Annotated in this window: 1 protein-coding gene; it reads left to right on the top strand. The window is 32.3% G+C overall.

Annotation, left to right across the window (positions count from 1 at the left end; genetic code table 11):
- The first annotated feature begins 463 nt into the window (after positions 1-463).
- On the top strand, positions 464-1,411 hold the full coding sequence (locus RG963_RS16455; RefSeq protein ID WP_310577355.1) for an acyltransferase family protein: 948 nt from the start codon (positions 464-466) through the stop codon (positions 1,409-1,411).
- Positions 1,412-1,417: the final 6 nt, after the last annotated feature.

The raw sequence follows: 1,417 nt of genomic DNA, 5'->3' as shown, positions 1-1,417 counted from the left end.
TTGCTAGAAATGATTATTTGGGGAAATAGAACTATAGATCAATTCCCAAACTGAAAATTTGAGGTTATATTTTCCTCATTCCTTAAGAGAATCTCATACGTCATCGTTTAAGCGTTAGAAAGCTACTCTTGTGTGTGTTTTATATTACGTTAGTATCAAAATTTAAAGGCGATTCAGATAATTTATTTTGATACATCAAAAACTTTATTACATAGAAGACATATACAAAATTTTATTTATGTTGTGAATTGACTCAATACCAAAATCTAGTGATGAACATAAAATTAAAAATCACTAGATTTTGTAATTGGTTACAATCCTTGTGATTCTACTTCTGGGTTAAAGTCTTTAGAGATCGAATGTTAATTTTGATTGGAGGCTGAATTCTTCTTACGAATTCAGATTTTCAATCAAGAAATGCAAAAATCACTAGATTTTGGACCAGAGTCCGTGGAAGTGAAAGATGATGACTGAGAAAAAAAATAGGTTATTAATTTTCGATCTACTACGGATTATCTCTATTATTTTGATAGTCGCATTGCATGTAGCTGAAGAAAAAGTCCCTTCTCTTTCTTCTTTTCTCGCCCCATTATTAACAAATATTGGAATTGGTAATATTATTAATGATGCACTAGGGAATTGGGGAGTAATAATTTTTATAATTGTCAGCGGAGCAGTCATCGAATACACATACGGACCTAAACTCAGTAGCAATTTCAATTACAGAAACTTCATGGAAAAAAGGTTAATTCGGATATATCCTGCTTACTGGCTCTCTTTAGGGCTTGCTATTGCATTTGATAAAGTGTTTCTTAATCTTCCCGTTTCTCCAGTTGAATTTTTAAAATCGTTCACTGGGTTTCAAACATATTTTCAGGAACAAGTGCTTGGAGGAGAGATAAATGGTGTGGGGTGGTTTGTAGGTCTAATTGTTGTAATGTATTTATTATATCCTATGCTCTCGAAAATATTAAAAGAATATGGGTTTCCAGCTCTATTTTTCATTATACTGTTATCATATTTTATAGGTATGTCTTTGCCAGTAGGGGCTCAAAATACTCCGTACTGGTGCCCTCTGGCTAGATTATCAGATTTCACTTTGGGGATATATATAATTCAGAAAGGAGCGTACCCACGTTATGAAACAAAGTCACAAGTAATCAAGTTCCTGAGTGATTTAAGCTTTCCGATGTTTTTAACCAATTTTTTTCTTGCAAGGATGTTTAGAATTTTGCCTGATGGGAATTATATAAACGTAGTAGTTTATATATTTGCTCTGTTTTTCTTCAGTCTGGTAATTTATTATTTCGACATATCGTTTAAAATTGCATATGAAACATATAGGGATAGAACAATTAATGCTGTAAAAAGCTTATGTGGATTCATAAGAGGTACGTTCACTAGTGTCTAGGCAATT

The sequence above is a fragment of the Methanosarcina baikalica genome, assembly GCF_031461075.1.
Classification (GTDB): Archaea; Halobacteriota; Methanosarcinia; order Methanosarcinales; family Methanosarcinaceae; genus Methanosarcina; species Methanosarcina baikalica.
Note: the sequence above shows the minus strand (reverse complement) of the source record. Positions and strands in the feature narration are given on the sequence as shown.